The sequence below is a fragment of the Ruegeria sp. AWH4_226 genome, from assembly GCF_056159225.1.
Genome location: NZ_JBSWUU010000001.1, coordinates 640,386 through 661,802, shown reverse-complemented (window position 1 = coordinate 661,802; position 21,417 = coordinate 640,386). Strand labels below are relative to the sequence as shown.

21 protein-coding genes and 1 tRNA gene are annotated in these 21,417 nt (G+C 55.9%); 11 read left to right on the top strand and 11 right to left on the bottom strand.

Annotated features, from left to right (window positions below; translation table 11 throughout):
* Positions 1 to 161: 161 nt before the first annotated feature.
* Together rpoH and ACXAET_RS03205 are read right to left on the bottom strand one after the other, a co-directional pair.
* Positions 162 to 1,058, bottom strand: coding sequence for an RNA polymerase sigma factor RpoH (gene rpoH / locus ACXAET_RS03210; RefSeq protein WP_068334669.1), 897 nt, complete (start codon positions 1,056 to 1,058; stop codon positions 162 to 164).
* 146 nt (positions 1,059 to 1,204) lie between these two features.
* Entirely contained in the window at positions 1,205 to 2,239 is a 1,035-nt protein-coding gene (locus tag ACXAET_RS03205; RefSeq protein WP_475180999.1) for an RluA family pseudouridine synthase, read from the bottom strand.
* Here ACXAET_RS03205 and ACXAET_RS03200 point away from each other — a divergent pair.
* On the top strand, positions 2,238 to 2,543 hold the full coding sequence (locus ACXAET_RS03200; protein ID WP_475180996.1) for a DUF6476 family protein: 306 nt from the start codon (positions 2,238 to 2,240) through the stop codon (positions 2,541 to 2,543). The two genes, ACXAET_RS03205 and ACXAET_RS03200, sit on opposite strands and share 2 nt — an antisense overlap.
* Before the next feature lie 3 nt (positions 2,544 to 2,546).
* Here the strand turns inward: ACXAET_RS03200 and ACXAET_RS03195 are convergent, their stop codons facing one another.
* The 6 genes from ACXAET_RS03195 to ACXAET_RS03170 all read right to left on the bottom strand — a co-directional run bounded on the left by ACXAET_RS03195 (position 2,547) and on the right by ACXAET_RS03170 (position 9,005).
* Complete coding sequence (locus tag ACXAET_RS03195; protein WP_475180993.1) at positions 2,547 to 3,530, bottom strand: hypothetical protein; 984 nt, start codon at positions 3,528 to 3,530, stop codon at positions 2,547 to 2,549.
* A gap of 31 nt (positions 3,531 to 3,561) precedes the next feature.
* On the bottom strand, positions 3,562 to 4,560 hold the full coding sequence (locus tag ACXAET_RS03190) for a glycosyltransferase family 2 protein (protein ID WP_475180988.1): 999 nt from the start codon (positions 4,558 to 4,560) through the stop codon (positions 3,562 to 3,564).
* 134 nt (positions 4,561 to 4,694) lie between these two features.
* A complete protein-coding gene (locus tag ACXAET_RS03185; protein ID WP_475180984.1) occupies positions 4,695 to 6,689 on the bottom strand; it encodes a tetratricopeptide repeat protein in 1,995 nt (664 codons plus the stop codon).
* Positions 6,686 to 7,627 (bottom strand): hypothetical protein, encoded by a 942-nt coding sequence (locus ACXAET_RS03180; RefSeq protein WP_475180979.1) that lies wholly within the window; start codon positions 7,625 to 7,627, stop codon positions 6,686 to 6,688. The genes ACXAET_RS03185 and ACXAET_RS03180 overlap by 4 nt, the downstream gene beginning before the upstream one ends.
* A gap of 5 nt (positions 7,628 to 7,632) precedes the next feature.
* Positions 7,633 to 8,616 carry a glycosyltransferase family 2 protein gene (locus ACXAET_RS03175; RefSeq protein ID WP_475180975.1) on the bottom strand — a complete coding sequence of 328 codons (984 nt, stop codon included), beginning with the start codon at positions 8,614 to 8,616 and terminating at the stop codon, positions 7,633 to 7,635.
* Positions 8,617 to 8,918: 302 nt separating this feature from the next.
* A tRNA-Leu gene (locus ACXAET_RS03170) sits at positions 8,919 to 9,005 on the bottom strand.
* Positions 9,006 to 9,148: 143 nt separating this feature from the next.
* Between ACXAET_RS03170 and ACXAET_RS03165 the strand changes: the two genes are divergently transcribed.
* Both ACXAET_RS03165 and lipB read left to right on the top strand, forming a co-directional pair.
* The gene (locus ACXAET_RS03165; protein WP_475180969.1) at positions 9,149 to 9,808 is read left to right on the top strand and encodes a DsbA family oxidoreductase; all 660 of its coding nucleotides are present in this window, start codon (positions 9,149 to 9,151) and stop codon (positions 9,806 to 9,808) included.
* 39 nt (positions 9,809 to 9,847) lie between these two features.
* Positions 9,848 to 10,504: a lipoyl(octanoyl) transferase LipB gene (lipB, locus tag ACXAET_RS03160; RefSeq protein ID WP_475180967.1), complete on the top strand. Its 657-nt coding sequence runs from the start codon at positions 9,848 to 9,850 to the stop codon at positions 10,502 to 10,504.
* Between the two features lie 426 nt (positions 10,505 to 10,930).
* Here lipB and ACXAET_RS03155 read toward each other — a convergent pair whose 3' ends face one another.
* Positions 10,931 to 11,350 (bottom strand): HIT family protein, encoded by a 420-nt coding sequence (locus tag ACXAET_RS03155; protein WP_475180962.1) that lies wholly within the window; start codon positions 11,348 to 11,350, stop codon positions 10,931 to 10,933.
* Positions 11,351 to 11,654: 304 nt separating this feature from the next.
* Here ACXAET_RS03155 and ctaD point away from each other — a divergent pair, with 304 nt between their 5' ends.
* The 3 genes from ctaD to ACXAET_RS03140 all read left to right on the top strand — a co-directional run bounded on the left by ctaD (position 11,655) and on the right by ACXAET_RS03140 (position 14,586).
* The gene (ctaD, locus tag ACXAET_RS03150) at positions 11,655 to 13,313 is read left to right on the top strand and encodes a cytochrome c oxidase subunit I (protein WP_068334613.1); all 1,659 of its coding nucleotides are present in this window, start codon (positions 11,655 to 11,657) and stop codon (positions 13,311 to 13,313) included.
* Between the two features lie 137 nt (positions 13,314 to 13,450).
* Positions 13,451 to 14,050 (top strand): DsbA family protein, encoded by a 600-nt coding sequence (locus tag ACXAET_RS03145; RefSeq protein ID WP_475180955.1) that lies wholly within the window; start codon positions 13,451 to 13,453, stop codon positions 14,048 to 14,050.
* Between the two features lie 44 nt (positions 14,051 to 14,094).
* Entirely contained in the window at positions 14,095 to 14,586 is a 492-nt protein-coding gene (locus ACXAET_RS03140; protein ID WP_475180952.1) for a DUF2244 domain-containing protein, read from the top strand.
* Positions 14,587 to 14,609: 23 nt separating this feature from the next.
* Here ACXAET_RS03140 and ACXAET_RS03135 read toward each other — a convergent pair whose 3' ends face one another.
* The gene (locus ACXAET_RS03135) at positions 14,610 to 15,089 is read right to left on the bottom strand and encodes a GatB/YqeY domain-containing protein (protein WP_475180950.1); all 480 of its coding nucleotides are present in this window, start codon (positions 15,087 to 15,089) and stop codon (positions 14,610 to 14,612) included.
* Between the two features lie 183 nt (positions 15,090 to 15,272).
* Here ACXAET_RS03135 and carA point away from each other — a divergent pair, with 183 nt between their 5' ends.
* A complete protein-coding gene (carA, locus tag ACXAET_RS03130) occupies positions 15,273 to 16,439 on the top strand; it encodes a glutamine-hydrolyzing carbamoyl-phosphate synthase small subunit (RefSeq protein WP_475180946.1) in 1,167 nt (388 codons plus the stop codon).
* A gap of 95 nt (positions 16,440 to 16,534) precedes the next feature.
* Positions 16,535 to 18,412, top strand: a complete 1,878-nt coding sequence (locus ACXAET_RS03125) for a glycosyltransferase (protein WP_475180942.1) — start codon at positions 16,535 to 16,537, stop codon at positions 18,410 to 18,412.
* On the opposite strand, the gene ACXAET_RS03120 is transcribed toward ACXAET_RS03125, so the two are convergent.
* Positions 18,413 to 19,060 carry a GntR family transcriptional regulator gene (locus ACXAET_RS03120; RefSeq protein ID WP_475180938.1) on the bottom strand — a complete coding sequence of 216 codons (648 nt, stop codon included), beginning with the start codon at positions 19,058 to 19,060 and terminating at the stop codon, positions 18,413 to 18,415.
* Positions 19,061 to 19,160: 100 nt separating this feature from the next.
* On the opposite strand from ACXAET_RS03120, the gene ACXAET_RS03115 reads away from it, so the two are divergent.
* The 3 genes from ACXAET_RS03115 to ACXAET_RS03105 all read left to right on the top strand — a co-directional run bounded on the left by ACXAET_RS03115 (position 19,161) and on the right by ACXAET_RS03105 (position 21,414).
* On the top strand, positions 19,161 to 19,805 hold the full coding sequence (locus ACXAET_RS03115) for a pyrimidine 5'-nucleotidase (RefSeq protein WP_475180936.1): 645 nt from the start codon (positions 19,161 to 19,163) through the stop codon (positions 19,803 to 19,805).
* Positions 19,806 to 19,891: 86 nt separating this feature from the next.
* Positions 19,892 to 20,140 carry a hypothetical protein gene (locus ACXAET_RS03110; RefSeq protein WP_475180933.1) on the top strand — a complete coding sequence of 83 codons (249 nt, stop codon included), beginning with the start codon at positions 19,892 to 19,894 and terminating at the stop codon, positions 20,138 to 20,140.
* A 77-nt stretch (positions 20,141 to 20,217) separates the two neighbouring features.
* Complete coding sequence (locus tag ACXAET_RS03105) at positions 20,218 to 21,414, top strand: UbiH/UbiF family hydroxylase (protein WP_475180931.1); 1,197 nt, start codon at positions 20,218 to 20,220, stop codon at positions 21,412 to 21,414.
* Positions 21,415 to 21,417 lie beyond the last annotated feature (3 nt).

Genomic DNA, 21,417 nt, shown 5'->3' with positions numbered 1-21,417 from the left:
AAACACGGTTCCGTCAGATGTTCGCGCAGGGCACCCCTATCGGTTGTCCCTAATCGCGTAGATTGCGGTTTTCTTGAGTGATCCTTCACCGGAACCAAAGCTGATTGAAGGCAATAAAAAAAGCCCGCCGTGATTGGCGGGCTTTCTTCAAGTACTGCGATTTAGACCGCGTTTAGCATTCCTTTTTCACGGGCCAATTCACGCATTTTTTTCTGCAGTTTTTCAAAGGCACGAACCTCGATCTGACGAATACGTTCGCGGCTGACATTGTACTGCACGCTCAACTCTTCCAGCGTCACGGGTTGGTCCATCAACCGGCGTTGCGTCAGAATGTCTTTTTCCCGGTCGTTCAGCACGTCCAGCGCAGCTGCCAAAAGTTCGCGGCGTGCATCTAATTCGTCGCGGGCTTCATAGTCTCCGGCCTGATCGGCATCTTCGTCCTCAAGCCAGTCCTGCCACTGCATCGTGCCTTCACCTTCGGACCCTACAGTCGCGTTCAGCGAGGCATCCCCACCGGACATCCGGCGGTTCATGCTGATGACTTCTTCTTCTGTCACGCCCAGATCATTGGCGATCTGCGCGACGTTTTCAGGACGCAGGTCGCCCTCTTCCAACGCACCTATGCGCGCTTTGGCCTTGCGCAGGTTGAAAAACAGCTTTTTTTGCGCCGAGGTTGTACCCAGCTTTACCAGTGACCAAGACCGCAGGATATATTCCTGAATCGAGGCGCGAATCCACCACATGGCGTAAGTCGCCAACCGGAACCCTTTTTCGGGATCAAAGCGTTTCACCGCCTGCATCAGGCCTACGTTGGCCTCGGAAATCACCTCGGCCTGCGGCAATCCATAGCCGCGATACCCCATGGCGATCTTGGCCGCCAGACGCAGGTGCGATGTCACCATTTTATGCGCCGCTTCTGTATCTTGCTCTTCCACCCAACGCTTGGCGAGCATGTACTCTTCTTCCGGTTCCAGCAGCGGAAACTTGCGAATTTCCTGCATATAGCGGTTCAGGCCACCTTCCGGCGTCGGCGCGGGGAGATTTGCGTAATTTGCCATGTTTCATGTCCCTCCGACAAATGTTTAAGTCTTTAACATTGGATATGGTCATCCATATCAACTCGTTCAAGAGGTCACATTACCAGTTTGGAATTAACGTTAGATAAAGGAAACCTAAGAAAATCTTATTCACGCAACTTTGCATTTTATGTCAGCGGTGCGCGAAGTTGATCAATTAGTTTTTGCATGTCGTCGGGTAAACGGGCCTCGAACCGCAAATTTTCACCCGTGACAGGATGCTCAAACCCTAAAACAGCCGCATGAAGCGCTTGTCTCGGAAAGTTCCGAACAGCCTCGGACGAAGTGACGCTGAACGCCTTTGCGCCCAGTTTTCGTTTGCCACCGTAAACCGGATCGCCCACCAGACCATGCCCTGCATGTGCCATGTGAACGCGAATCTGATGCGTGCGACCGGTTTCCAGCCAGCATTCGATCAGTGCCAGCCCTGCCGGCGATCCAAAAGTTTCAACCACGCGCGCCCGCGTAACCGCGTGACGCCCGCCGTGAAACAGGACGGCCTGTCGTTGTCGGTCGGTCTTGTGCCGGGCTAGCTGAGTCGTCAGGCGCATGATGTTTCCGGGCTCAAAGCTGACACCTTTGACACCGCGCAGACGCGGATCATTTGCATCGGGCACGCCATAGCAAATAGCGCGGTAGTACCGCTCGACCGTATGCGCCTCGAACTGAGAGGCCAGACCGTGATGCGCCGCATCTGATTTCGCAACCACCAGAAGACCGCTGGTTTCCTTGTCGATTCGGTGCACAATACCAGGCCGTTTCACCCCTCCGACACCAGACAGATGATCGCCGCAATGATGCAGCAGCGCGTTCACCAGCGTCCCGCTTGGTGACCCCGGCGCAGGGTGAACAACCATGCCTGCGGGTTTGTTGATGACAATCAAATCATCGTCTTCAAATACTATGTCCAACGGGATGTTTTCGGGGCCAATATGGCTGTCTTCGACCTCGGGCACGGTGATCGCGACACTTGCGCCGCCAATCACCTTGGCCTTTGGGTCGGTAGCCGGAACACCGTCGATCAGTACGGCACCTTCGTCGATCAGCTTGGCCAATCGGGTTCGCGACAGGATTTCCTCGGCTGGCACATCGCGCGAAAGCGCCTTATCAAGGCGTGACGGCGGATCGGCCGCGATCTGAAATTCAATCTGACGGGTGCCCATGACTATCCCTTCCGAACCCCAAGAACCGCAGGAAACGCCGCAACTTCGCCTGCTGCGGAGAATGGTCATGCTGCTGACCGCGGTGATGATTGGCGGGGTTCTAGTGACATTCGCCCTGATTGTCATCCGGCTATCGGACAGAACCCCCACCCTGCCCGATCAGGTCGACCTGCCCGACGGTGCAAAGGCACAGGCTGTGACTATCGGCAGCAATTGGTACGCGGTTGTGACCGATGACAACCGCATTCTGATATTCGACAAGACAACGGGCCGCCAGCGTCAGGAAATCGTGATTGAACCGTAACGCTCAGGTTTTCAATGCCATGCGGAAAACGATTTCAGTCGCGCGATGCAAAGCTTCGTATTCTTCGGGTGTATCCCGACGGAATTTCTGGTCTTCTTCCCCCAACTCCATCGGTTCGAACAAGCCGGGCCGATCCGGGAAGAACTCTTGCTGAAACGCAACATCTTTCGTGGTCAGGTAGTCGTCCAGCCACGCGCGTTCATCCGGTTCCAACACGTCGTAGCGTCGGATCATGACCGGATCGCTTGCCACTTGCCGACGGAGTTGGCGGCTTGTCTTGCGCCCCATTGCCCGGGACACGATACCAAAGGCCTCACTGGCCGCACGCGATTGAGACAGGTTCGAGGGCCGGTCAACCGTCCCGCCCTCCGGCAACGCGACCCCGATGCGCGACAGGAAATCATCCACGACATTTCCCCGCACCATCTGGGTGCGGTCGTATAGCATCGGCACGATCTCAACACCGGGAAACGCTTGTCGAAGGTGCTCCACTTTCGCTGTAAAGCTGGACGTGTCCGGGTTGGTCTTGATTGTTGCCAGCCGATCCCTGACAAACGCGGACCCACTGATACCCAAACGGCCATTCTTGGCGCGCTGCTTGTAATCGGCCTCAAAGAAATCCGAGTAACGGCGGCAATAGAAAGTGATCCGCATCTCGCGCGCCGGGATTTCGGCAAAAACTTGCGCCAGCCTGCTCAGATCACAGGTGTAAAACATCTCGGAAGACACCAGACAGGTCTGATCACCGTGCATCTGATACTCGGTCGCCATAAGCTCACGGAACGGGTCCATCGGCTTGTTGCTCTGATTGATATAAAACGCGATTGGGTTGTGGCTGATCGCGAGGCGATCGCTCCCCTCCGCGCGGCGGCGGCCAGCCTCCATGTAACGCAGACCGACATCAGCCAGTTGCGCCTTGTTCTGGCGCACGTAGGACTGAAGCGCCGTCGTCCCAGTTTTGGGCATGCCGATATGCAGCCAAAGCATCAGAGGCCTCCTGCTTGAGACGTAAACCCGCTCATCCCTTGGAGCTTGCCGCAAAATCCGCCGTCATTTGCCGCATCAGATCCCGCATTTGCGGTTGCGCCCGAAGTTCCGCAATCTTCTGTCGGTGCAGATCACAGGACAAATGGTGCAGCCGTGCGATTTCGGGGTCTGACAACATCTCATAATAGTGGTCACGCTTGCGGTCCAGAATGACATCGATCGAACCATCCTCCTCGGCGTTGTGGTTCATCATGTTCCAATAGTCCATGCCAAGGCTTTCACCCAAGTGGTGCGCTCGGCCGCGCATTTTCTTGACCAGGTAGCTTTCGCAAGACTTCAACGCATAGTGGTTGATCTGCACCAGATCATAACCGATGGAATCCCGCGCGGACCGCCAGCTGCCGGTGAAATAACGATCCGGCATCAACTGCCCTGATCCATTGTACCAATGGCACTGCTGCATAGTCTCGACTGTGGGGCGCTTTGGCCGGTGGACGCCCAGCGCATTCCAAAGCTGTCTTTGGAACATTGTCTTGAAACCCCAGGCCTGCGGCGGGCGATATTTTTTCTCTTGTGCGGCCATTCGAAACTGATCCGAGAGGAACCGGTCTTCATATCGCACGACACCCGCGTTTCCGAACAGCCGCCATGTCATAGAGATCATTTTCGCATCCGGGATAGCACCGGTCAGAGCGCGCAAAGTATTGTCACCGGTTTTGACGTTAATATGCTCATCCGCATCAATCACAATCACCCAATCCTGGGGTCGCGCGACATCCATGTTCAGAAACTTCTTGTACGCCCGTTTTTGCGGGCTGGTCTGGCGTCGCGTGGTGTTGTCGACATGGGTAACGACACCCATGGCGTGCAGTCGCTGAAGCAAAGCATCTGTGCCGTCCGTGCAATCATTGGTCATAACGACCATTTGGTCGATGCCAATTGCACGATTGTGGGCCACCCATTCCAAAACGAACGGACCTTCGTTCTTCATTGGGGTAATACTGATAAATCGGGGGTCCTGATCAGACACTTATTCGCCTCGTCTTGTACCGCTGTGTGAACCTGCACTCGATATCCTGCGGTTTCCGCTCGCGGCACAGCTTAGGCCGACCGAGCGAAACAGCCAAGAGCGACCCGAGGTCGTTGTGAAAGCCTCTACCATTCTCATCGGGTACGCGCCAACTGGTTTGCGAACCGCTTGAACGGCGGAAACAGGTCATGAGCCTTTTGCAAGTATGGTCTAGCCTTATCCTTATCGCCCCGCCGCAGGTAAATTTGCCCGGCCATGCCTTGAATCGACGCAGTAGCATCGTCCAAATCCGCCGCCTGTAGTATCTGACTTTCGCCTTGCTCTGACGCGCCATTTCGTTCCAAAAAACGTCCCATAGCAAAGATCAAAAAAGGATTGTCCGGGTCGCATGCCAACGCCTCCGCCATGGTCAGCCTTGCCCGCTGCTGATCACCGTCACCCTCGTACAATTCTGCAAGCCTCTTGTAATACAAGGGATTGTCGGGCCGGAGCGAAATAACCGCGCGTGTGATATCGATGGCCCGGGATCTGGAAAACTCTCCAGTTTGCAAGCGCAAAACTGCCTCGAAGCTCATTCGTCGAGGGTCATTGTCAGGAACATCCGTCGCCCTTTCCAGGTTTTCTACGAGCAACGTTATCCGAGCCGGGGTGCTAAACAGTCTTTTTGCTTTCTGATCCAAAGCCAAGTCCGACCAGTCAAGCAGTACAAGGTCGAAGTTACAGGGCAACCGTACAAGCGCCTTTCGCTGCGCAAGATGAGAGTTAAAGTTGAACCAGGGTCGTCTAATATTTTTTTGCAGCGACCAATCTGTGGGTGGCAGCACACGCAAAGCCAACTGATCCTGGTAGAGGGCACGCGATCCAAGTACGACGACGTCTGGCCTAAGCGGTTTTGCCCAGAAAGCCTGACTAAAGGCCCGTGCCGCGCGCCATCTCTTTTTTAGTCGCCCTAACACCGCACATTGCAATGCACAAAGAACAGCATAATCTTCCGGCCAAAGGTTTTCGTTTTTCAGGGCCGCTTCAGACATTTCAAGAGCTTCGCGATAACGACCGAGATAGAATAAGTTCAAGGCCTGAAGTAGCGGCATAAAGGCGTTTTGTGCACCGGCTTTTATTAAGGTGTCCGCTAAATCAAAAGCCTCCTGCGAGCGATCTTCGGACCCGAATCGATGCATGTGAAACAAAGACTTAGCATAGATATGGGATGCCTCGGACACATTCAAAAAATCGCTGACGCCGCCTTTCAGCCGATGAACCACACGCTCGTTTGCGATGTGAAATTCTTCTTCGCTCAGCACATCCCGAAACACCAGTCGTTGTTGTCCGGATATTCGTGCAGCCGCCATCGAAAAGGCTGAGATGACGGGCGCGATCACCTGCTTGGCCCGTGACATGGTGTAGAGTTCAAGAAAGTCGCGTTGCGCTCGCGTCATGCCTGACACATCCGCAATATCTGACATCCGCAGCACTTGCGGATACCGGTCTTGAAACCGCGTGATCAATTCCGGTTGATCGGAGAACATGATGGCTGTTTGCCCGGCGTTCGCCTCAAGATGCGCTTCGTACAGCTCTTCGGGTTCGATTTTGGCGGGCCATGTCGTGTGCTTCCATGGCACGCCATTCAGGATGTCGCCTCGTCTGATATGGTAGGCGGACACGCCCTGCCCCGACAGTTTTTCGTCGGCGCGCGCCATAACCTTGCGAATTTCCCCGATGAAACCGATCTGATGAATGAAATCCCGATACCTTGGGCGAATGGTTTCGATATCCTCCCACGGAAAGGCCAAAACCTCGAACCCTTCCTCAACCAGAACCGAGCGACCATCATTCAGGTGCGCGATCAGGCGCTCGGCAGAGTTGTCGCCCTGAAAAGCCCAGATCGGCAAGGCCTGAGCGTTGAGCCTGTCAAACTCCTCGGCATCCAGGAAATGCGCATCCATCCAATCCCGCGTGAACAACTCTTGCGGCTGACCCAATTCTGGCGCGTCAGACCCTTGCGGGAACCAATTGACCTTGTAAGAGGTGTCAAAATCCTCGGCCAGACGGATGCAGGTCAGCATCATCAGCAGGCGCGCACCAATCCGGTCCTTGCGTTGCCCGATGAATACCCCTTTTGCTGATGTCATGGCGACCTCTCGCCCTCGGCCATAGTGGCGCGGCGCAGTAACCGGAACCTCTGGCGCGCTTGCCGGACCAATTTGGGATGGCGCTCACCCGCCTGCGCCTCGATCGCGCGCATGACCATCGGAAGGTTTCGACGCGCGCGCATCATTCGATAAAATTCACCGGGTTCAAGCGAACCATCCATTGCCTTCAACATTACGGGCTTGAGAACATCCAGCTTTCTAAGCATCGGCGCCGCAAAATGGTTCGAAAACCAAGTTTTTAGAAGCACGACATTGTCGCCTTGCAGCCGCGTAACCTGCCGTCGATCCAAATCGAAGAACGGATCATAAAAAACATAGGCCTTACCGGCGCGTTTCACCGTTTGTGCGGCATCCCCCAAGGGCAGATCCCAATCCTGTACCTGCCCGAAACGGTATCTGGTTTCCCAAGGCACCAGCCGTTCGTCCAGCGATGTTTGCGGGTTAAACGCGACCACATTCGCACCCGGCACCACCCCGGAAAAGACCAGCGCCCCAAAACCGCCCATCGAAGCCCCGGCAAAGACAACCTGATCGAATTGTTTGAAAAATCCTTCTGCCGCGCGGTTCTGGAAATAGGTGATGATCTCGGGGTCACGGTACCATGCCTTGCTGCGCGCAAAGACACCCATATGAGACCAGCCCGCATCACGAAAGAACTTCCACCCCCAGGGCTCGCGGGCGAACGACAGATCGTTGGCGTTGGCGATATTATCAAAGCTGACTACCAACTGAGACGCCGAGCGTTGATGAAACAGCACCGAATGCCGTTCAAGCTTTTGCAGGAAACCAGCGCCATCGCCACCCGGGTAAAGCTCAACAAACCACGGTGGTGCGGGATCAGTCAAAATGCGTTCGAACCCCGTTTTTCGGTCGGGGTGATCAGGTTTCAACTGCTGTTTCGATAGGTCGTCTGCCATGATCCTCAGATTAGATTATCAGCCAGCCACAGCCGAAAATCCACCCAATCCGGGCGCATCTTGATTTCGGCGATCTTGGCCCGATGCCAATCACAGGCCTGTTTATGCAACGCGCCCAGGGTTTCGTCCGCCTTCAGCTTCTCCAAAAGCGGTGCGGCACGCCGAGCGATGGGTTGGATCGAGGGGTCGGGCTGTTTGTTGGCGTTCATGTCCTGCCAATAGGACTGACCCTGATCCACCTTGATGTGATTGGTGCGCCCGCGGTCACGCTTAATCAAAAAGCCATCCAACGACCGGACCGAATAATGATGCAGCCGCCCAAGCGAATGGTCGAACCCACGCCAGGCCCGCCAGCCCACCTTGTCAGCCGGAAACAACTTGCCGCCCGCATCAGACCACGCAATCTCAGCCTCCTTGCCTTGCGGGATGCCTTTTGGGCGGTGCGGCCCGAACCGGGTAAACTTACCGTTGTTTCGAAACAGCGTCTTTAGACCATAAGCCCGGCCCGAGTGATACGGAAATTCTGTATCCCCCATCGCAAAAGCCTCGGTCACTGGTTTGTCTTCAAAACTTATGTTTCCGGAACTTCCGAACAGCTTCCACGCGAATGAGATTGCATCCACTGGTTGACCCGCTCGGCTCTCAACCTCAGCGATAAGTGCGCCAAAGCTGTTGTCTCCGTGCCGGATATTCCAGAACTCATCCACATCAAGGCACAGCAGCCAGTCCGCCTCTTTGACTTTTGGATGGCGTCGCGCCTGCCGCAGCATCTGATGCTGTGGGTTTCCGCCCTCTTTTACTTTGTTCACGACATGCGTGGCCAACCCAAGATCTTGCAACCTACTGGCGATATCGTCGGTGCCATCCTCACAATCGTTGGTAAAGATCACAAAGTGATCCACCCCGATCGTTTTATGGAATGCGACCCACTCCAACATATAGGGGCCTTCGTTCTTCATCGTGGTGAATACGGTAATGGCCTGCGACATCAATACTTCCCGACTTTCGTTACCTCTTGTCATACACATCCGAACGTACCGCGGCGAGACTGTAATTGAACCAGTCATTCAACGCCGCACGGATCCGTGATTTTGACGTGGGTGTTCGAGACGACCATCTTTTGACACGGCCTGCATTCGACCGATGATTGCCTGATGTTCTGTCTGGTCGGGAATGTTAACAGTTCGACCTAATCTGCTGTAAGGCAAAGCCCCAAGACATCTGGTCACCCATCCATAAAAGGTTTGGTGGCCTTCACGTCTGGCGAAAGGGATTGAGACAGTCCATCACTTGGTGCGGTCGAGAAGACTCGAACTTCCACGGGTGTTACCCCACAGCGACCTCAACGCTGCGCGTCTACCAATTCCGCCACGACCGCACTGCCAGTGACTTGGTAGAGGGGCGTATAGACCCTAACGATCAGGATGTGAAGAGGCAAAAAACACGCCGGTTTTAATTCCTTTACGGCGCCGTATTCTGTATCGACAAGGTATAACGCAACACACCGCAAGGAGCATGAATATGTCTGCCGCCGATACGCACCCCGCTGTTCAAGTTGACATCGTATCGGACGTTGTCTGCCCTTGGTGTATTGTCGGATTTCTGCAACTTGATCAGGCCTTGCAGCAAACAGGTATACAGGCGCGTATCAGGTGGCATCCTTTTGAATTGAACCCGGCCATGCCACCGGAAGGCCAGAACCTGCGCGAGCATATAATGGAGAAATACGGATCGACGCCGGATCAAAGCCAGCAGGCACGGCAACAGTTGACGAAGCTGGGGGCCGAACTGGGTTTTGCGTTCCACTTCGACGATGACAGCCGGATCATGAACACCTTTGCGGCGCACCAATTGCTAGACTGGGCAGAGACGCACGGTCGTCAACACCCGCTAAAATTGGCTTTGTTCAAGGCGTATTTCTCCGACCAGAAAGACATTTCTGAAGTTGATACCCTCTTGAGTGCGGTTTCCGAGGCCGGACTGGACGCCGAGGCTGCGCGATCGGTACTCGAATCCGGCCAACAGGCTGGCTCCGTGCGCGAAAAGCAGGAGTTCTGGACCAGCCGTGGGATTTCCGGCGTACCGTCGATGGTGTTTAGCGGCAAATATCTGGTGACAGGGGCGCAAGGTGTGGACGCGTACCGTCAGATTCTGCACCGCTGTATGGCCGAGGCCGCCTGACCCCTTTCCCTTGCTGCATCCGCGCGATAAAGAACCGTCATGGAATGGAAGATCACCGATGGTTTGACCGATTACACCGAAGCCGTTGCCTTTATGGAGGCGCGCGTGGCTGCAATCGCGGCTGGTGAAACGGATGAATGCATCTGGCTGCTGGAACATCCACCGCTCTACACGGCAGGAACATCGGCCCGGATCGAGGATTTGACAGACCCTCATCGATTTCCAGTTTACGAGGCCAAACGTGGCGGAGAATACACCTATCACGGTCCCGGTCAGCGTGTCGCCTATGTCATGCTGGATCTCAACACGCGTGGCAAAGACGTGCGTGAGTTTGTGAAAAAGCTTGAGAACTGGGTGATCGCGGCCTTGGCGGAATTCAACGTTAAGGGTGAAATCCGCAATGGCCGCGTTGGTGTCTGGGTGCGGCGGGACGACAAACCGTTGACCGCCACCGGGCAGCCCGCAGAAGACAAGATCGCAGCCATCGGCCTGCGTCTGCGCAAATGGGTCAGCTTTCACGGGATCGCAATCAATGTTGAACCAGACCTTGAGCATTTTTCCGGCATCGTCCCGTGTGGCATTACCGAACATGGCGTGACCTCTTTGGTCGATCTGGGTTTGCCAGTGACCATGGCCGATGTTGACGCCGCCCTGCAAAAAACCTTTGTGGAATGTTTCGAACCGATTGAGGCCTGAGCACGACCGAATCGCTCGTTTTCCCTTAGGGCGATTGACAATGGGCGAGCCAAATTCGCTTTGTTTCCATGCGGGGCCGAATTTCTGCAATAAGATTGCTGAATCTGGGGTTATTTCGGGGAATACACACTCTGACGAATACAAAACGCCGAGTCACGGCTAATGTAGTTTAACCGTTCTGGAGTGAGTGGTGTGTTAACCGGATAGCCTGAATGTTTTAGGTACCGGAAAAGTGTTTGGTTACGAGTCTGCCGTTCCGATCCCCAATCGGAACGGCAATTTTCTTCCAGAAACGTAGCAAATCGTTCCCATACAATTAGCAGCCTGGTGACCAACTGCGGCAACTGACACGATGGCATTACCACCTCGGCTTCGTCGCATCGGTCCGGCCTTCACGGCCAACCGTTCGACATACATAGCAAAGGATCAGGCCAGAGCGGCCTTTATCTTGTCTGCGTGTTTGGAAATCAGGTCGAAATCCCCCATCTTGCCCGGTGGTCGCATCGCGACGCCTTCCTGACGCGGAAGGATGTGGAAATGCAGGTGGAAGACTTCTTGCCCTCCGGCGGCCTCATTAAATTGCTGGACGGTCACACCATCCGCATCAAACGCCGTGACCACAGCTTTCGCCAGTTTCTGAACGGTTGCAGTCACGGCGGCAAGTTGCCCGGGGGTTGCATCCAACAAGTTGCGGCAGGGCGTTTTCGGGATCACCAGCAGGTGCCCGTCGGATCGCGGCATGATATCCATGAAAGCCAACGTTTCGTCATCCTCGTACACGCGGGTTGAGGGGATTTCCCCGCGCAGGATCTTTGCAAAGATGTTTTCGGGATCGTAGGCGGCCATAGTTTTTCTCCGATTTCGAGTGTTGGCCTAGTTCTGCGACCCCGTTCCCTTAGGGTCAAGGCGGAACTCTGCGCTGCTACAGCACAGGGCCTTGACGACCCCTTGAAATCCCAAACTCAGCCGCCACATACACCGCGTCAATGGCAACGATTTTGCGGGTTCTCCTCCTACCCGCGACAATTATTCTTGATCCAGATCAAACTCGGCCATTGAAGGTGCGTTCATCGCAATTTAAAACCGGCAGGAATCCCGCGCGTTGGAGAGGTCCGGCTGCGCGGTGCAAATGCAACAGGAGGCACCTATAATGGCAGACGCAGCCATTCATGGTCACGATCATGAAGATCAGCGTGGGTTCTTTACCCGCTGGTTCATGTCGACCAACCACAAAGACATCGGGATTCTGTACCTGATCTTTTCGGCTTTGGCTGGTTTGATCTCGGTCGCGATGACCGTCTACATGCGGCTCGAACTGATGCACCCCGGCGTGCAATACATGTGCCTCGAAGGCTTCATGGCCGATCCTTGTACCCCTAACGGACATCTTTGGAACGTAATGATCACCTATCACGGTGTTCTTATGATGTTCTTTGTGGTCATCCCGGCACTGTTCGGCGGATTTGGCAACTATTTCATGCCGTTGCAGATCGGTGCGCCGGATATGGCGTTCCCGCGGATGAATAACCTGTCTTTCTGGCTCTACGTCGCTGGTACGTCTCTGGGCGTCGCTTCGTTGCTGAGCCCGGGCGGAAATGATCAACTTGGCTCAGGTGTTGGGTGGGTCCTGTATCCGCCGCTATCGACGACCGAAGGCGGCATGTCGATGGATCTTGCGATCTTTGCCGTGCACGTATCGGGCGCCTCTTCGATCCTTGGCGCGATCAATATGATTACAACGTTCCTGAACATGCGTGCCCCCGGCATGACCTTGTTCAAGGTACCGCTCTTCAGCTGGTCAATCTTTGTCACCGCGTGGTTGATTCTGTTGTCGCTGCCAGTTCTGGCCGGCGCGATCACCATGCTGCTGATGGACCGTAACTTTGGTTTCACCTTCTTCGATCCGGCGGGTGGTGGTGACCCGATCCTGTACCAGCATATCCTTTGGTTCTTCGGCCACCCCGAAGTGTACATCGTGATCCTGCCTGGGTTCGGTATTATCAGCCACGTGATCGCCACCTTCTCACGTAAGCCGATCTTTGGGTATCTGCCGATGGTCTGGGCGATCATCGCGATTGGGGTGCTGGGTTTTGTCGTTTGGGCGCACCACATGTACACCGTTGGCATGTCGCTGCGTCAGCAGGCCTACTTCATGCTGGCCACGATGGTTATTGCGGTGCCAACAGGGGTTAAGGTCTTCTCGTGGATTGCGACCATGTGGGGCGGCTCGATAGAGTTCAAGACACCGATGCTGTTTGCCTTCGGCTTCCTGTTCCTGTTCACCGTCGGCGGTGTAACCGGCGTGGTTCTGTCGCAGGCCGGTATCGACCGCGCCTATCACGACACCTACTATGTGGTGGCACACTTCCACTATGTGATGAGCTTGGGTGCAGTCTTCGCCATCTTCGCAGGAGTGTACTTCTACTTCTCGAAGATGACGGGCCGTCAGTACTCGGAGTTCTGGGGCAAGGTGCATTTCTGGATGTTCTTCATCGGTGCGAACCTGACCTTCTTCCCGCAGCACTTCCTGGGCCGTCAGGGCATGCCGCGCCGCTACATCGACTATCCGGAAGCGTTCGCGCAGTGGAACTTCGTGTCTTCGATTGGTGCGTTCATTTCGTTCGCCTCGTTCCTGCTGTTCTTCGGCATCGTTTTCTATGCCCTGTTCCGCGGCGCCAAAGAGACACGTCCGAACCCGTGGAACGAATACGCGGATACTTTGGAATGGACCCTGCCGTCACCGCCGCCCGAGCACACGTTCGAGCAGCTGCCAAAGCAGGAAGACTGGGACAAGGGCCACGCGCACTAATCCCGCAAACGTAAAGAAACCCCGCCTTAACGGCGGGGTTTTTTCTTTGCAGGGGCATCACTGCTGAACCGTCGCACGAGTCGCGAAAATCGGCTATGATGCGACTGGCGGTTCAACCGGCAACCCGGGGTATACTCATGCCTGACATTGATTTTTGGTATTCCATTGGCAGCACGTATACGTTCCTGACCGTTATGCGTCTGGACGATTGGTGCGCTGAGAATGACGTTGCCGTGAAATGGCGACCATTCAACGTACGAACGGTGATGTCAGAGCAGCGCAACATACCCTTCGCGGGCAAGCCAGTTAAATCTGCCTATATGTGGCGGGATATCGAACGCAGGGCAGCAAAGTATCATATACACGCGCGGCTCCCTGCTCCCTACCCCATCTCTGACCTTGCACTGGCCAATCAGGTCGCCTTGCTGGGCATGGGTGATGGTTGGGGCAAGACTTTTACGCAAGTGCTGTATCGCATCTGGTTCGAAGACAATATTGAAGCCGGCAGCGAAACGGCGATCACCGAAGCGTTGCACAGGTGTCAACAAGACCCACGTATGGTGCTGGCGCGAGCCCGCAGCCGCGATACAGTGTCAGCGTTAGAGGCAGAAACCGAACAGGCGACGAAGCAAGGCGTTTTCGGCGCCCCCAGCCTTGTCGTCAACGGCGAGGTTTTCTGGGGAGATGACCGGCTGGATGACGCGCTGTCCTGGGCGCGAGTCGGTCACGTCGCCTGATCATTTCTCTTCGACAGCCCCCGGCTTTGCGCTAAAATCTCGATATGCCGTACGAATGGAATCAAACCTCTGAGACAGAGCAGGAATTGCGCCTTTGGCCCCACAACTCGCTGCCACCCCGCGGCGCGATGATTGTGATCCTGTCCGTATTCCTGTTTGGGTTGATCCCACTGCTTGCCATGCTTGGGTCAGTCATATTGTGGGGTTTGCTGCCTTTTCTCATTCTGACCGTTTTAGGCCTGTGGCTTGCAATCCAGACAAACTATCGCGCGCGCAGCATGTTCGAAGTTCTGACTTTGACTGGTACGCAAGCCCGTTTGATCCACCACACACCAGGAAAACAGCAGCAGGAATGGTCTTGCAACCGCTATTGGGCACGTCCAGAGATGCATGAAAAGGGCGGGCCAGTGCCGCACTATGTCACCCTGATAGGTGACGGGCGCGAAGTAGAAATCGGGGCATTTTTATCAGAAGACGAACGCATAGCGCTGTATGATGACCTGATACAGAGGCTTCGCGAACCAATCGCGACATAGCCCTGTATCGAAAGTCCGATCTATCAACCGCCTGACGCGGCACAAAGATGATCTTTGACCATCGGACCGACTTTGCCAAAATCCATGCGCCCGGTGTAACGCGTTTTTAACTCGCCCATCACCTTGCCCATATCCCTTATAGACCCGGCGCCCGTGGCCGTGATTGCGGTCTGAATAGCTTTTGAGACCTCATCATCATCCAACTGTTTGGGTAGAAACTCCTCAATAACTTCAACCTCGCGCAGTTCGCGCTCAGCCAAGTCAAGGCGGCCACCCTCTTCGTAGGCGCGCGCGCTCTCCTTGCGTTGCTTGGTCATTTTACCAAGTATTTCAAGGACTTCAACATCACCGCAACCCTTGGCCTCTTCATTTTCAGACGCTCGTGACGCGATATCTCGGTCTTTGATCGCAGCATTGATTAGCCGTAGCGTCGACAAACGCTCGGTCTCTTTGTCTTTCATCGCTTGCTTCAGGGCAGTGTTCACCCGTACTCGCATATCCATATGATCTGTCCATCCCCATGGAAAAGGAACCCCGACCTTATCGAAACAAAAAGCGCGACACAACAGGGGACGAATATATCTAACCCATTGATTTCACTCAATAGCCAAAAAATTGAACAGGCTTGACCCAGCGCCATAACGCCCTTAGGTATGCGCCGATTTACCTAAAAGGAGAGTCGCCCGATGGCCCAGAATGCACCGACCAAGCCCACCGCATGTCTGGCCTTGGCCGACGGAACACTGTTCTACGGAATGGGCTTCGGCGCAACCGGTCAGACCGTGGCTGAATTGTGCTTCAACACCGCAATGACCGGGTACCAAGAAATCATGACCGATCCGTCTTACGCGGGGCAAGTCGTGACATTTACTTTTCCTCATATCGGCAATGTGGGTGTAAATCCCGAAGACGACGAAACCGGTGATCCCGTTGCCGCCGGGATGGTGGTTAAATGGAACCCGACTGAGCCATCGAATTGGCGGTCTGCCGAAGAATTAAAGGCCTGGCTTGCCCGTCGCGGTCGCATTGCCATAGGTGGGATCGACACCCGGCGTCTGACCCGTGCCATCCGCCAGCAAGGCGCGCCGCACGTCGCCTTGGCTCACGACCCAGAGGGCAATTTCGACATTGAAGCGCTGGTCGCAGCGGCGCGCGCATTTGCCGGGCTCGAAGGCATGGATCTGGCCAAAGAGGTCACATGCGCACAAAGCTATCGCTGGGATGAAATGCGGTGGGCCTGGCCCGACGGCTATACCCGGCAGGAAGCACCCGCGCACAAGGTCGTTGCCATCGACTACGGTGCAAAGCGTAACATCCTGCGGTGCCTGGCCTCGGCCGGGTGTGACGTGACCGTGCTGCCGGCCACAGCGACGGCCTCCGAAGTGCTGGCGCACAATCCTGACGGTGTTTTCCTGTCCAACGGCCCCGGCGACCCGGCGGCCACTGGTGAATATGCTGTCCCGATGATCAAAGAGGTTTTGGATACCACTGACCTTCCGGTTTTCGGCATCTGCCTTGGACATCAGATGCTGGCGCTGGCGCTTGGCGGTCAAACTGTCAAAATGAACCACGGCCACCACGGCGCAAACCACCCAGTCAAAGACATGGAAACCGGAAAAGTTGAGATTACCTCGATGAATCACGGTTTTGCGGTGGACGCGCAATCGCTGCCGAATGGTGTTGTTGAAACGCATCGCTCGTTGTTTGACGGGTCGAACTGCGGCATCCGCATGACCGATCGACCCGTCTATTCGGTGCAGTATCATCCCGAAGCCTCACCCGGACCGCAGGACAGTTTTTACCTGTTCGAACGCTTTGCCGCAGCCATGGCGGATAAAAAGCTGCGGGCATAAGGACCAGTTTGGTTCCCAATTGGCTATGGTTAACCGGCTGTTAACCCAAATCAAACAACCCTGTCTCTTGATATACGCGTCAGGGTTGTTTCTTTATGGTCGAGTTAAACCTGCATCAATTCGCGCATGCGGCGCCGATACCAGCGCGCGACCGCAAGCCTCTAGGCGCGTGCCTGATTGACCGCGGCCTGATCACCCAGTCTCAACTGGACGAAGCGTTGTTCTTGCAAACCTGGCAACAATCCCCTTTAGGCGAAATTCTGGTATCAAAGGGATGGGTCGACCGTCAGGATGTGCTCCATGCGTTGTCAGATCAAACCGGTCTTCAGATTGCCGATTTCGACAGGTCTCCTCCGTCACCCGATCTGTGCAAGATAAAGCCGATTGAGTTCTGGCTAGCGCACAACGTCGTTCCCTGGCAGCGTATGGGCCCAATTCTGCTTGTAGCCACGGCACGCGCTGACCTTTTCCCTGACGTGCGCAGCGGGTTGCAGGAAGGGGGACTTAGCGTCATGCCCGTACTTGTAACCCCCGATCAGATTGACAGAGCCATTGCCCTGTTATTCTCGGATGCATTGGCAATGGCAGCCGAAACCCGCGTTGATCTGGACCAGAGTTGCCGCTCATGGACACCTAAGTCACGCGTCGGTCCAGCAGCGGGCTTAGCCGTTGTATTGGCGTCTTGTATCGCCTACCCGATGATCGGATTGTCCGTACTGGTTGCCGCAGCCGTACTCAGCTTGATCATGTTCACATGTCTTCGCCTTCTGGGCCTATTCGGATTTTTATGGCAGGCGCAGATGCACCGCTCCGATACGGTCACATCCGGCCCGCCACAAGTACTGCCGCGTGTGTCCATCATGGTCCCACTCTACAAGGAACGTGAGATCGCCGGTGCGCTCATTCGACGATTGCAACGTCTCACATACCCCAAAGCGCTTTTGGATGTCATTCTGGTACTGGAAGAATCTGACGAGGTGACGCGCACCACCCTTGCCGGTGTCGACCTGCCCAGTTGGATCAGGAGAGTCGAAGTGCCCGAACTGAACGGGCTGACTACCAAACCTCGTGCCATGAACTTTGCTCTGGATTTCTGTCGCGGTGACATTTTGGGGGTCTGGGATGCCGAAGATGCACCGCAGCCAGACCAGATCGAACGCGTCGCGAGACACTTTGCGCGGGCGGATGAAGATGTCGTCTGCCTGCAGGGTGTTCTTGACTACTACAATCCACGTACCAACTGGCGGTCGCGCTGCTTTACCATTGAATACAATAGCTGGTTTCGGGTCGTGCTGCAGGGCATCGCCCGGCTTGGGCTTGTCGTGCCACTGGGTGGCACAACATTCTTTTTCCGGCGCGACAAGCTGTTGGAACTGGGCGGCTGGGATGCCCACAATGTCACCGAGGATGCCGATCTGGGTGTACGCCTCTCACGTGCAGGCTATCGTACCGAGATTGTCGATACCGCAACTTATGAAGAGGCAAACTTTCGCGCGTGGCCGTGGGTAAAACAACGCTCACGTTGGCTGAAAGGTTTCATGGTGACGTATCTTGTTCATATGCGCTCTCCCCTGAAACTGTTCAGGGAGCTCGGTATCCTTAGGTTTCTGGGTGTTCAGGCCTTTTTTCTTGGAACCGTTGGACAGTTCCTGCTAGCCCCGGTTCTCTGGCTGTTTTGGCTGACGAGCTTTGGCTTGCCCAGCCCGCTGGACCCGATCCTCTCACGATCCATGCTGGGCGCATTGGTGGGCTTGTTCCTGATCGCCGAGATCACCAACGCAGCCGTCGGGTTCATTGCTGTGTCGGCCCGGGAACGACGGTTCCTGCTGCCTTGGGTGCCGACCATGCCACTTTACTTCCCGTTAGGTGTTTTGGCTGCGTACAAAGCCCTTTGGGAGTTGGTCCTGAACCCTTTTTTCTGGGACAAAACGCAACATGGTCAAGCCACTGAGGAAGACATGCTAACTCAGTGATCAGGTCTCGCGCTGAACTGCATCCTGTTTCAGGCGCGTCATGAACGCGACCGAAATGTGCTCCTTTAACGCGCGCTCCGCTGCTTGTTCATTGCGTGCAGCGATGGCTTCGACAATGCCTTTGTGTTCGCTCTGCGCGATTTCACCGCGCCCCTGCACGGCCAGGGATGTGGTGGCCATAAGCGCCATCGTGCGGTGCACAAGGTCAAGCTGCTGAACCAGATAACGGTTGTGCGAAGCGAGGTGTATCTGTTCGTGAAAGCGCCTGTTCGCGCGTGACAAGGCCGTCGGGTCGCCGACAAGCTCGTCATCGGCGGCCACCATATCCTGCAACACCTTGATTTCTTCTTCGGTGGCATGCTTGGCCGCCAGCTTTGCGGCCAACCCCTCCAACTCGCGTCTTACGACATACAATTCGGCCATCTGGTTGTGGTCAAGTGAAGCCACAATCAGCGACCGACCGTCCCGTTCCAGCAGCGATTGCGTCTCAAGCCGCTGCAACGCCTCGCGAATGGGGGTCCGGGAGACACCGAACCGTTCTGCAAGCTCGCTTTCGACCAGACGGTCGCCGGGTTTGTAAACGCCAACGTCTATCGCTTCGAGAATAAGACGATAGGCGTCTTTGGACGGTTGTCTGGATTGGGTCATGGGGTGGTTCGTCTCCTCGTTCGGATATGTCTATCCGTCACTTGCCCTGCGGATCAAGTGCAGCATTGAAAACCGGGCCGCAGCGCCCTAAACCCAAACCATGGTTAAACCTGCTTTTTCTCACGTCACCCAATGGGTGTTCGACCTCGACAATACACTCTACCCACCGCATATGCGCCTGTTCGACCAGATCGAGGTACTGATGACGGATTACGTCGTGCAGGCCATCGGCGTTGAGCGCGCCGAGGCGGACCGTCTGCGCTCGCACTATTGGCGGCAATACGGCACAACGCTGGCCGGTCTGATGGCCGAGCATGATCTGGACCCTGACCCCTATCTTCACGCGGTTCATCAGGTGGATATGAGCCACCTTGATCCCGACGTCGAACTGGCCGACCACATCCGGTCTCTGCCCGGCCGCCGCATCGTTTACACAAATGGCAGCGCGCCCTACGCCGAACGGGTGCTTGAGGCGCGTGGTCTTGACGGGCTGTTCGATGCAATCTACGGCGTCGAGCATGCAGGCTATCGCCCGAAGCCCGAAAAAGCCGCGTTTGAGGCGATTTTTGCACAGGATGGGATCGATACAGAACAAGCGGCCATGTTCGAAGATGACCCCCGGAATCTGGCTGCACCGCACGCGATGGGAATGCGCACGGTACACGTCGCGCCCGAGCCTCATGAGGCCGACCACATCCACCACCACACCGATGATTTAACTGCGTTTTTGGCGCGTCTGCGATAGGCTGTCACACTGCGACGATCTGCACGTTCTGCCGGTGCAATATCATCCATATATGCCCAGCAGCGACGAACAGAATCGGAGAAACCATGAGCGCGATCGAGATGCCTCGGCGCCTGCCCATTTGGCAGCGAGTTATATTTTCAATCCCACTGTTTGGTTGGATTGCCCGTGATGCTGCATATGGCAAGCCCGAGGATTGGGGCTATACCGCCGCTGCGCTTGTCAGCATGTGGGGGTGTTCGACCCTGATCTTTGGTCTGCCTGGCCTTTACATCCCGGCTGTGATGATGGTGCCGCTGATTTTCCTTCTTCTCATTCTGGTATCACGCGGCTGACGGACGGGACAGGATGTCACTTGGCACCGGCCTTGGAACCGAACTAGGTTCTGCTCAACCACTCGGAGACCAAGGCCATGAAAGACAGCTGTGACATCCTGATTTCCGGCGGAGGAATCGCCGGACTGACTGCTGCGGCGGCGTTTGGAACTGCCGGGTTCGACGTTGTGTGCGTCGACCCTGCCCCGCCAGTTACGGAGCGCGACGTGGACGGGTCAGACCTGCGCACCACGGCTTTTCTGCAACCGGCACGGGGATTGTTGGAACAATGTGGACTGTGGCAACGTCTGGCTGACCACGCATCGCCCCTGCAAATCATGCGGATCGTCGATGCAGGCGGAGACGTGCCAGAACCCCGCATCATAAGGGACTTCAACGCCTCTGATATCTCGGACCAGCCGTTTGGGTGGAACCTGCCCAACTGGCTACTGCGGCGCGAGATGGTGGCGCGCTTGGCCGAATTGCCTAACGTCGATTTTCGGCCCGGCACCGGCACCAACGGCCTATTTACCCGCACTGCTGAGGCGCGGGTAAGCCTCAGCGATGGTAGTCGAATTCGCTGCAAGCTGGTCGTGGCCGCCGACGGGCGCGCGTCACCCATGCGAGAGGCGGCCGGAATCAACGTCCATACCACACGCTACGGTCAAAAGGCATTGGCCTTCGCGGTGACACATCCCAACCGCCACCAGAATATCTCGACCGAGATTCACCGTTCGGGCGGGCCTTTCACTTTGGTTCCCTTGCCAGATTGGCAGGGTCAGCCGTCGTCTGCGATTGTCTGGATGGAACGTGGTCCACGGGCCATAGAACTGCTGAACGCTGACCCCGAAGAATTCGAGGCGTTGATGACCGAACGCTCATGTAGGGTGTTGGGGCCGCTAAAACTGGCGTCGCGCCGGACAATCTGGCCGATCATCAGCCAATCGGCAGAACGGCTGTCTGGCGAACGGATAGCCCTGATGGCCGAAGCCGCCCATGTCGTTCCGCCAATCGGCGCTCAGGGTCTTAACATGTCATTGGGTGACTTACGCAGCCTTCTGGACCTTGCCCAAGCCCGGCCGGAGGGCCTGGGTGACGCGCAAATGCTGGACGCCTATCACAAGGCCCGGCACACCGAGATTGAAGTGCGCGTCAAGGGCATCGATTTGCTGAACCGCGCCTCAATGATGGAGGCGCGACCGCTCCGCGATGTACGCGCTATGGGGTTGAATGCGCTTTATTCGCTACCGCCCGTGCGCAAAACACTGATGCAGATGGGCCTTGGCGTACGCTGAGGC

Excerpts from the sequence above, each read along its gene's own strand:
- rpoH (WP_068334669.1), bottom strand. The coding sequence starts at position 1,058 with ATGGCAAATTACGCAAATCTCCCCGCGCCGACGCCGGAAGGTGGCCTG.
- ACXAET_RS03200 (WP_475180996.1), top strand. The coding sequence starts at position 2,238 with ATGACTATCCCTTCCGAACCCCAAGAACCGCAGGAAACGCCGCAACTT.
- ACXAET_RS03205 (WP_475180999.1), bottom strand. The coding sequence starts at position 2,239 with ATGGGCACCCGTCAGATTGAATTTCAGATCGCGGCCGATCCGCCGTCA.
- ACXAET_RS03195 (WP_475180993.1), bottom strand. The coding sequence starts at position 3,530 with ATGCTTTGGCTGCATATCGGCATGCCCAAAACTGGGACGACGGCGCTT.
- ACXAET_RS03185 (WP_475180984.1), bottom strand. The coding sequence starts at position 6,689 with ATGACATCAGCAAAAGGGGTATTCATCGGGCAACGCAAGGACCGGATT.
- ACXAET_RS03180 (WP_475180979.1), bottom strand. The coding sequence starts at position 7,627 with ATGGCAGACGACCTATCGAAACAGCAGTTGAAACCTGATCACCCCGAC.
- ACXAET_RS03175 (WP_475180975.1), bottom strand. The coding sequence starts at position 8,616 with ATGTCGCAGGCCATTACCGTATTCACCACGATGAAGAACGAAGGCCCC.
- ACXAET_RS03165 (WP_475180969.1), top strand. The coding sequence starts at position 9,149 with ATGTCTGCCGCCGATACGCACCCCGCTGTTCAAGTTGACATCGTATCG.
- lipB (WP_475180967.1), top strand. The coding sequence starts at position 9,848 with ATGGAATGGAAGATCACCGATGGTTTGACCGATTACACCGAAGCCGTT.
- ACXAET_RS03155 (WP_475180962.1), bottom strand. The coding sequence starts at position 11,350 with ATGGCCGCCTACGATCCCGAAAACATCTTTGCAAAGATCCTGCGCGGG.
- ctaD (WP_068334613.1), top strand. The coding sequence starts at position 11,655 with ATGGCAGACGCAGCCATTCATGGTCACGATCATGAAGATCAGCGTGGG.
- ACXAET_RS03145 (WP_475180955.1), top strand. The coding sequence starts at position 13,451 with ATGCCTGACATTGATTTTTGGTATTCCATTGGCAGCACGTATACGTTC.
- ACXAET_RS03140 (WP_475180952.1), top strand. The coding sequence starts at position 14,095 with ATGCCGTACGAATGGAATCAAACCTCTGAGACAGAGCAGGAATTGCGC.
- ACXAET_RS03135 (WP_475180950.1), bottom strand. The coding sequence starts at position 15,089 with ATGGATATGCGAGTACGGGTGAACACTGCCCTGAAGCAAGCGATGAAA.
- carA (WP_475180946.1), top strand. The coding sequence starts at position 15,273 with ATGGCCCAGAATGCACCGACCAAGCCCACCGCATGTCTGGCCTTGGCC.
- ACXAET_RS03125 (WP_475180942.1), top strand. The coding sequence starts at position 16,535 with ATGGTCGAGTTAAACCTGCATCAATTCGCGCATGCGGCGCCGATACCA.
- ACXAET_RS03120 (WP_475180938.1), bottom strand. The coding sequence starts at position 19,060 with ATGACCCAATCCAGACAACCGTCCAAAGACGCCTATCGTCTTATTCTC.
- ACXAET_RS03115 (WP_475180936.1), top strand. The coding sequence starts at position 19,161 with ATGGTTAAACCTGCTTTTTCTCACGTCACCCAATGGGTGTTCGACCTC.
- ACXAET_RS03110 (WP_475180933.1), top strand. The coding sequence starts at position 19,892 with ATGAGCGCGATCGAGATGCCTCGGCGCCTGCCCATTTGGCAGCGAGTT.
- ACXAET_RS03105 (WP_475180931.1), top strand. The coding sequence starts at position 20,218 with ATGAAAGACAGCTGTGACATCCTGATTTCCGGCGGAGGAATCGCCGGA.